At 46.5% G+C, this 6,137-nt stretch carries 7 protein-coding genes; 6 read left to right on the top strand and 1 reads right to left on the bottom strand.

Annotation, left to right across the window (positions count from 1 at the left end; all coding sequences use genetic code 11):
• Together RMO55_RS06855 and RMO55_RS06850 are read left to right on the top strand one after the other, a co-directional pair.
• On the top strand, positions 1-1,184 hold a 1,184-nt coding region (locus RMO55_RS06855; protein WP_310425232.1), incomplete at its 5' end, for a molybdopterin dinucleotide binding domain-containing protein.
• 28 nt (positions 1,185-1,212) lie between these two features.
• Complete coding sequence (locus RMO55_RS06850) at positions 1,213-1,464, top strand: hypothetical protein (RefSeq protein WP_310425229.1); 252 nt, start codon at positions 1,213-1,215, stop codon at positions 1,462-1,464.
• 148 nt (positions 1,465-1,612) lie between these two features.
• On the opposite strand, the gene RMO55_RS06845 is transcribed toward RMO55_RS06850, so the two are convergent.
• The gene (locus tag RMO55_RS06845) at positions 1,613-1,753 is read right to left on the bottom strand and encodes a purine permease (protein ID WP_310425227.1); all 141 of its coding nucleotides are present in this window, start codon (positions 1,751-1,753) and stop codon (positions 1,613-1,615) included.
• Positions 1,754-2,060: 307 nt separating this feature from the next.
• Here RMO55_RS06845 and RMO55_RS06840 point away from each other — a divergent pair, with 307 nt between their 5' ends.
• The 4 genes from RMO55_RS06840 to RMO55_RS06825 all read left to right on the top strand — a co-directional run.
• Positions 2,061-2,462: a rhodanese-like domain-containing protein gene (locus RMO55_RS06840; RefSeq protein WP_310425225.1), complete on the top strand. Its 402-nt coding sequence runs from the start codon at positions 2,061-2,063 to the stop codon at positions 2,460-2,462.
• Positions 2,463-2,586: 124 nt separating this feature from the next.
• Positions 2,587-3,657 carry a glycosyltransferase family 4 protein gene (locus RMO55_RS06835; protein ID WP_310425224.1) on the top strand — a complete coding sequence of 357 codons (1,071 nt, stop codon included), beginning with the start codon at positions 2,587-2,589 and terminating at the stop codon, positions 3,655-3,657.
• Positions 3,658-3,852: 195 nt separating this feature from the next.
• The gene (locus RMO55_RS06830; protein ID WP_310425221.1) at positions 3,853-5,208 is read left to right on the top strand and encodes a glycosyltransferase family 1 protein; all 1,356 of its coding nucleotides are present in this window, start codon (positions 3,853-3,855) and stop codon (positions 5,206-5,208) included.
• Between the two features lie 110 nt (positions 5,209-5,318).
• Positions 5,319-6,137: PAS domain-containing protein (locus RMO55_RS06825; RefSeq protein WP_310425219.1), on the top strand; the 819-nt coding region annotated here is incomplete at its 3' end.

The raw sequence follows: 6,137 nt of genomic DNA, 5'->3' as shown, positions 1-6,137 counted from the left end.
GCTGGGCGATGGGAATTACCCAGCAGACTAACGGCGTAGATAACGTCTACAGTATCGCCAACACCGCATTAGTCAGCGGCAATGCTGGCAAAATGGGAGCCGGAGTGATGCCAGTACGGGGACATTCCAACGTCCAAGGCTTTGGTTCGATGGGTGTGACGGTGAAACTCAAAGCAGAGATTAAACAAGCTTTAGATCGGCTATTAGGGCGACCTCTGACCCTACCCAAGGGCTATCACACCCGCGATCTGATTGAAGCGGCGGAAGCAGGGAAAGTAGATAGTCTGCTCTGTGTCGGCGGCAATATCTATGGGGCTAACCCCAATTCAGCCCAGGCAAAACGCGCTTTAGGTAATATCGATACGATTATTTATCTAGCCACCAAACCAAATATCGGGCACTTTCACGGACTCGCAAAAACCAACACAATTATCATCCCTGTGTTGAATCGGTTCGAGCATCCATATAAAACTACGACAGAATCGGGTAATAATTTTGTGCGGCTTAATGATGAAGGAGAAACCCATTTAAATGGTGCCGATCTGGTTGGCGAAGTAGAGTTTATTACTAAGCTTGCACATAATTTACTAGGGGAAACTCCGATTCAATGGCGCAAATTGCAAAACCCTTACTATGTCCGCCAATTAATCGCGACCACTATTCCAGGTTATGAAAAAATTGCCACTATTGATGAGATAAAGGAAGAGTTTACTATTTCGGGACGGATTGTAACTGAACCTCATTTTAAAACACCATCGGGTAAAGCAAATATGTTTGCCACACCTTTACCCAACCTCACTTTACCAGAAGCTGAAGAATTTGGGATCGATTCTCGATCCGTCAAGAGTCTAGTACTCGCCCTCATGACCGGACGTAGCTATTCTCAACACAATACAGTCGTCTATAAAGTTGGCGACCATTATCGCGGAATGCCTCATCGTAATTGTATTTTAGTCAATCGGATCGATGCCGAAAAAATCGGTCTATCAGCACACGATCTGGTGACGGTACAAGGGGATGCAGGTAAACTAGAAAACGTCGAAACAATCTATGGCGCAGTGCGGGAAGGTGCGGCGTTGATGTTCTATCCAGAAGTGAATATTATTTTCAAGGCAAAAATTGAACCGCGATCGGGTACACCTGCTTATAAGCGCGTACCTGTAGCGATCTATCGCGATAACTAAACTAGCTCACTTTCACAGGTAAAATATAATGGCATCCTCAACTCCTCTACATGGCACAGAACTAATTGATTGTGCCCAAGCAAGTGCTAAACAAGGAATTTCAGTAGCTGCTCATCAGTGTGGCTATCATGATGACATCGACACTTTTCAGCACGAACTAATAGTTGCTCTCGAACAGATGGGCATAAAAAATAAAGACTTTGCCGATTTGCTTAAAACAGTTGCGGTAGAGCCAAATTTAGGAATTGAAATTGCACCGGATACAGCAACAGAATTGTGATTTTCTCTGTAACAAAGACATTGCCCAGGTAGGGGCAATGTCTTGTCTGCGGTTTTATAATAATGATTACTGAGCGTAGACTACTAAAAACTAGTGCGGCACAACATCCCCGACTTCTTAAAGAAGTCGGGGATGTGACGTATTAAAGCTAAGGATTAATTACACCTGTAAATAGACCGAGTAGAAATAAAGACAAGGGAAGCAATACTAAAATGCCACTGATAGTTGTACCTACGGAAGGTGTGATATTTGGAGGCGTTAATTCGGAAACTTGGGGAGTTGTTTTCACGATCTTGATGGTGTTGATGATGTTTGACTTCTGTATTTTCGGCTAAAAATTGGCGATTTACGTCACTCTAATGAAAGATTATTAATCAAAAATAGCCTGTCAAAATGAATAGTCGTTGGCGTACTTGTACTGAGCGGCTTGCATTGAGCGGAGCCGAAATGAGTCGAAGTAGCCTCTCCCGTGGAGAATCGAGCCTGCATTCGATTTAACCGTTGGCGATTATTTTAAATATCTAACTTTTGATAGAAGTCAGATTTCAAAAAATATGCGACGCTATGGAGAATATAAGTTAAGTCGATCGACAAACATGGCAAATTCACACAATGGTACCAAGGAGTCGCAAAATACTCTAGCAAAGCAGCTACCAATCTCAGTTATGGTTGAGGCTAAATTGACTGCTACCGAATTAAAATATCGGCTAGAATCAAATCAACCAAACTTAACGATTGTTGATATTCGCGCTCCCAAATCCTTCGATCGAGAGCATATCAAAGGAGCAATTTCTGTACCATTCAGTCGGCTGGAAGATCTCGCTCAATCGTCTCTAACGCACCATCGGAATATTTATATTTATGGTGAATCTGACGAACAATCCTTACATGGATTGCAAATTTTACTTAGTACTGGCTTCATTAATGTAGCTCAAATTATTGGTGGTCTGACAACCTGGCGTGAAATCGCCGGAGGTACTGAAGGGATCGGAATTTAGTCTCGAACTGAAAGTACAAAAAATACCTCTTCGGGTAGAAGACTTCGCCGTTCTGAAGATTAGATAATTTAGATGCCAATAGTTATCTCATGCCACCACCAACAGCTAAGTTAGGAGTTATGTTATGCGAATTGCTCAAATTGCACCTTTATGGGAGCGCGTTCCCCCTCCAGCCTATGGTGGGATTGAATTAATCGTCGGTTTACTCACTGACGAACTAGTCAAGCGCGGACATGAAGTAACTTTATTTGCTTCGGGTGACTCGATTACCCGCGCGAAATTATCATCAGTTCACCCTCAAGCCCTGCGGTTAGATCCGAGGATCAAAGAGTGTGGGATCTACGAGATGCTGCAATTGGCTCAAGTCTATGAACGAGCCGGAGAATTCGATCTGATTCATTCGCATATGGGTTGTGCGGCTTTGCCCTATGCCAAGCTGACTAAAACACCGACAGTACATACCCTGCACGGTATTTTTACAGCCGATAATCAAAAGATGTTTAGCTACGCTAAAGCTCAACCCTATGTAAGTATCTCGGAAGCTCAAAGAGAACCGGATCTGGGCTTAAATTGTGTGGCGACGGTTTATAACAGTATTGATGTCGATAGTCATAAATTTTTCCCCACCCCCGATGCACCCGCCTATCTCGCCTTTCTGGGGCGGATATCACCAGAAAAAGGCCCTCACCATGCGATCGAAATTGCCAAGGCGACAGGTATTCCGCTGAAAATGGCTGGTAAAGTCGATCCGGTGGATGTGGAGTTTTTCGATCGAGAAATCAAACCCCTGATCGATGGTGAATTTATCCAGTTTCTGGGTGAAGCCGACCATCAGATGAAGAATAACCTAATGGGACGGGCGATCGCCACTTTATTCCCGATTACTTGGCGCGAACCGTTTGGGCTAGTCACGATCGAATCAATGGCTGCGGGTACGCCCGTAATTGCCATGGGGTTAGGGGCTGTACCTGAAGTAGTCGCTCATGGGCACAGTGGCTTTATCTGCAATACTGTAGCCGAATGTATCGCCGCAGTTAGTCACATTCCATCGCTCTCGCGCTTGGCTTGTCGGGAGTATGTAGAAACTCATTTTGGGGTAGATAGCATGACCAATGGCTATGAGGCTGTCTATCGACAAGTAATGGCTGAGAAATTCTCCCGTAACGGGCATCTTCAGATCGCTAAAGCGGCTTAATTGAGTAATGAGTAACCCAAGTTGCTACCAATGGCAATGCTGTTTGAGATGATGCGTAGATCTCTACCCCACCCCAGCCCTCCCCTTATCAAGGGGAGGGGGTAAAGCCCCCCGGGGGGTTGGGGGGGTAAGCCCATCAACAACGAAGTCTAGCCGACTTGTCTATACACCCCAACACCCTCACACACACCTCATATGCAAACCCATCCTCACCCCTTCCCGATTTCGCGAGTCAAGATTCCTAACCGTCAAGCAATTGCGTTAATTTCCGAACATGGCGATCCGGCGGCACAGATTGGTAAAGATGCCGCTGGCGGTCAAAATGTCTACGTCAGACAGGTAGGTGAAGCCCTCGCCAAGCTGGGTTGGCAAGTGGATATGTTCACCCGCAAGAGCAATCCCGATGATGCCACGATCGTCGAGCATACGCCCCATTGTCGGACAATTCGGCTAGTCGCAGGGCCAGAAAAATACATTCCTCGCGATCGATTATTTGAATATATGCCCGCATTCGTCGCGGCATTTCAGAAATTTCAACAACAAGAGGGGATAACTTATCCGCTCGCCCATACTAACTACTGGATGTCCGGCTGGGTGGGGTTGGAACTGAAAAAACACCAAAATCTTCAATTACTCCACACATACCACTCGCTTGGGGCGATTAAGTACCGCACAGTCGATAATATTCCGGCGGTCGCCCAAACAAGATTAGCGGTAGAAAGGCAAATCCTCGAACAGTCCCATTGCATCATTTCCACTAGTCCCCAGGAAATGGATGATTTACGCCAGCTAGTTTCTCAACGGGGCAGGATCGAAATTATTCCTTGTGGTACGGATATCGATAACTTCCAGCCAATTTCCAGAGCCGGAGCTAGACAAGAATTGGGACTAGATCCGCAGGCAAAAATAGTATTATATGTCGGTCGTTTCGATCCGCGCAAAGGGATCGAAACCCTCGTTCGTGCTTATGCTCAATTACTCGAGCGATCTGCCGATGCCCAGAATCTACGCCTGTTAATCGTCGGCGGTAGCGATCCTCAAGAAGATGATGGAGCCGAACGCCTGCGGATTGAAGGGATAGTTAATAGCTTAGGGATTGGAGCCTCGCTCGAATTTGTCGGCATGGTAGGGCACGATCGATTGCCGCTATACTATACAGCGGCAGATGTCTGCGTGATTCCCAGCCATTACGAACCTTTTGGTTTAGTCGCGATCGAAGCAATGGCTTGCGGTACGCCTGTAGTTGCCTCTGATGTTGGCGGTTTGAAATTTACCGTCGTTCCCGAAGAAACGGGGCTACTCGTACCAGCCAAAGACGAAGCTGCTTTTGCTCAAGCGATCGAGCGGATTCTAACCGACGATCTCTGGGCGCAGCAGATGCGAAAACAAGCAGTGACACGAGTACAGGATAACTTTAGTTGGACGGGAGTAGCAGTGCAACTGAGCGACCTCTATCGCAGCCTGCTAGCTCGTTCGATCCTGCAACCAGCCATGTTTAGAACGACACTAATCTCGACTAGTTCGCGATCTGCGATCGCCAGAGCATCTTGATTTAACTCAGATCCAGACGGCACAGAAAGTGGTTATGGCTAGAATAAAGAGACATTCTCGATGAATTTGGCAGATCACCAAATCAGCGGTTCTCCGATTAGGAAAGAATCATGGAATATTTTACCAGCTTAATCATGTCCGATTTATTTATCCCGCATGGACATTGTTATCTGTGGAAAACTGAGTTAGTAGGGTTACATCTGATATCAGATCTGACGATTGCGATCGCCTATTTCTCGATTCCGTTGACTTTATTTTATTTCGTCAAGAAACGGGAAGATCTGCCATTTAACTGGATTTTTTCGCTGTTTGGGGCGTTTATTATCCTGTGTGGAACTACTCATCTCTTGGAAGTCTGGACGCTGTGGCATCCGATCTACTGGCTCTCCGGCGCAGTAAAAGCTCTGACTGCGGCAGTTTCGGCATATACCGCAGTGGTGTTAGTGAAGTTGATTCCCCAAGCGTTGCTGCTGCCGAGTCCGGCGCAGCTAGCATCGGCAAATCAAGCACTACAGCAGCAAATTCGCGATCGAGAGTTGGCAGAAGCCCAAATCCAGCAACTCAATGAGGAACTAGAAGCCCGTGTAGCAACACGGACTTCTGAGCTAGAAGCATCTATGCTGCAAGTCCAAAATCTAGCCGAACGGATGACACTTGCCACCGATGCCGCTCAAATGGGTGTTTATGACTGGAACTTAGTCACCGACAAACTCGACTGGAACGACTATCATGCGCGGTTAATGGGCTATGTACCTGGAGCCTCAGACTATTCTTACGCAGATTGGGAACAGCGCGTTTATCCTGAAGATTTGCCTAGAGTTAAGGCAGCACTACAACTGGCGATGACCGCCCACACCGACTACTGTTCAGCGTATCGAGTGGTATGGCCAGATCGTAGCATCCATTGGATCGATGGATTTGGACGGTTT

The organism is Chamaesiphon sp. VAR_48_metabat_135_sub (genome assembly GCF_031418915.1).
Classification (GTDB): Bacteria; Cyanobacteriota; Cyanobacteriia; order Cyanobacteriales; family Chamaesiphonaceae; genus Chamaesiphon.
The sequence above is the reverse complement of the archived record's forward strand: the minus strand, read 5'-3'. Positions and strand labels throughout refer to the sequence as shown.

Excerpts from the sequence above, each read along its gene's own strand:
- RMO55_RS06850 (WP_310425229.1), top strand. The coding sequence starts at position 1,213 with ATGGCATCCTCAACTCCTCTACATGGCACAGAACTAATTGATTGTGCC.
- RMO55_RS06840 (WP_310425225.1), top strand. The coding sequence starts at position 2,061 with ATGGCAAATTCACACAATGGTACCAAGGAGTCGCAAAATACTCTAGCA.
- RMO55_RS06835 (WP_310425224.1), top strand. The coding sequence starts at position 2,587 with ATGCGAATTGCTCAAATTGCACCTTTATGGGAGCGCGTTCCCCCTCCA.
- RMO55_RS06830 (WP_310425221.1), top strand. The coding sequence starts at position 3,853 with ATGCAAACCCATCCTCACCCCTTCCCGATTTCGCGAGTCAAGATTCCT.